At 72.2% G+C, this 1,876-nt stretch carries 1 protein-coding gene and 1 pseudogene; one reads left to right on the forward strand and one right to left on the reverse strand.

Translation table 11 applies throughout. From position 1 onward, the window contains the following. Positions 1–1,525 (reverse strand): ABC transporter ATP-binding protein (locus tag AOK11_RS35670; RefSeq protein ID WP_055597793.1); only part of this gene is annotated, 1,525 nt, incomplete at its 3' end. 230 nt (positions 1,526–1,755) lie between these two features. On the opposite strand from AOK11_RS35670, the pseudogene AOK11_RS45790 reads away from it, so the two are divergent. Beyond that, positions 1,756–1,876: pseudogene (locus AOK11_RS45790) on the forward strand (ABC transporter ATP-binding protein); the annotation flags it as partial.

Raw genomic sequence — 1,876 nt, forward strand, 5'->3', positions numbered from 1 at the left:
GGCTGAGCCCCTGCTCGCCGACCTGGGTGCCGGCGCCCTGCGGCAGCGCGTTCACGAAGCCGGCCTGCGCCACGCCCAGCGCCCGCTCCAACTCGGCCCTCCCGGCCCCGGCCCCCGCGCCCATCAGCACGTTCTCCCCGACCGTGGCCGAGAACAGGGTGGGTTCCTCGAAGGCGACGGAGACCCTGCGGCGCAGTTCCTCGCGGGAGAGCGCGGTGATGTCCGTGCCGTCCAGGGTGATCCGCCCCGAGGTCGCCTCGTGCAGCCGGGGGACCAGGGCGGTGAGCGTGGTCTTGCCGCTGCCGGTCGCGCCGACCAGGGCCATCGACTCGCCGGAACGGATGTGCAGGTCGACGCGGTCCAGGACGGGCAGGGACCCGGAAGGGGCGTCGGGATAGCGGAAGGTGACGTCGTGGAAGCGCAGCCCGTCGTCGGCCCCGGGGGCGGCCGGCGTCCGCGGGCCGTCGGGGCCCGGCTGCTCCTCCTCGGCGTCCATCACCTCGAAGTACCGCTCGGTCGCGGTCGCCGCCTCCTGGCTCATCGCCAGCAGGAAGCCGATCGAGTCCACGGGCCAGCGCAGCGCCAGGGCCGTCGACAGGAACGCCACCAGGGTGCCCGCGGACAGGTCACCGTCGGCCACCCGCACGGTCCCCAGCACCAGTGCCGTGCCGATGGCCAGCTCCGGGAGCGTCACGATGACGCTCATGATGGCGCCCAGCAGCCGGGCCTTGCGCAGCTCCGTCCCGCGCAGGTCCTCGGACAGTTTCCGGAACGCCCGCGCCTGGCTGCGGTGCCGTCCGAACCCCTTGATGACGCGGATGCCGAGCACGCTCTCCTCGACGACCGTCGTCAGATCGCCGACCTGGTCCTGTCCGAGCCGCGCCGCCCTGGAGTACCGCTTCTCGAAGATCAGGCAGGTGGCCATCACCGGCACGGCGGGAATCAGGACCACCAGTCCCAGAACCCAGTCCTGGACCAGCATGATGATCACGCCGACGAGGATGGTTACTCCGTTGACCAGCAGAAACGTGAGCGGGAAGGCCAGGAACATACGGACCAGCATCAGATCCGCGGTCCCCCGGGACAGCAACTGCCCCGACGGCCACCGGTCGTGGAACGCCACCGGCAGCCGCTGCAGATGCCGGTACAGGTCCGCTCGCATCCTCGCCTCGACACCTGCCAGCGGACGCGCCACCAGCCACCGCCGGAGCCCGAACAGCAGCGCCTCCGCGAGCCCGAGCAGCAGCAGGTACAGCGCGCCCAGCCACACCCCCGCCGGGTCCCGGCCGGCGACCGGGCCGTCCACCATCCACTTCAGGACCAGCGGGATGACCAGGCCGATGCACGAGGCGAGGATCGCGACGACGGCGGCGGTCAGCAGCCGCGCCCGCACGGGCCGCACGTACGGCCACAGACGCAGCAACGAGCGGACCGTGGTGCGGCGTTCGGAGAGCGGGCCGGACTCGGAGAGCGGGCCGGACTCGGAGGCTGAAAGGGGTTCGGGGGGTGGGGGTGTCGTGGCCATCAGCAGCGAGCCTACGGACCGCCACCCGGCGCTGACCACCGAGTTTTGGCCGGACCCCGCTGGTCCGAAGGACCTACGACCGACGTCCGACCCCGTCAACGCGCCCGCACGCGAACCGCGCCGTACCCCCTCTCCCCCGAAGTCGGACCACTCCATCAGCCGATCGGTCGACGCGGGTTCGAGCGCGTCGGCCGATGTACGGGGAGCCCGTGCGCGGCGACGCTGACGCCATGCCTGTCATCGAAGTCACCGACCTGCGCAAGTCCTACGGGGGCCGGCCCGTCGTGGACGGTGTCTCCTTCGCCGTGGAGGAGGGCGAGATCTTCGGCGTCCTCGGCCCCAACGGCGCCG

Origin of the sequence: Streptomyces hirsutus, assembly GCF_001418415.1 — a bacterium.
Lineage (GTDB): Bacteria > Actinomycetota > Actinomycetes > Streptomycetales > Streptomycetaceae > Streptomyces > Streptomyces hirsutus.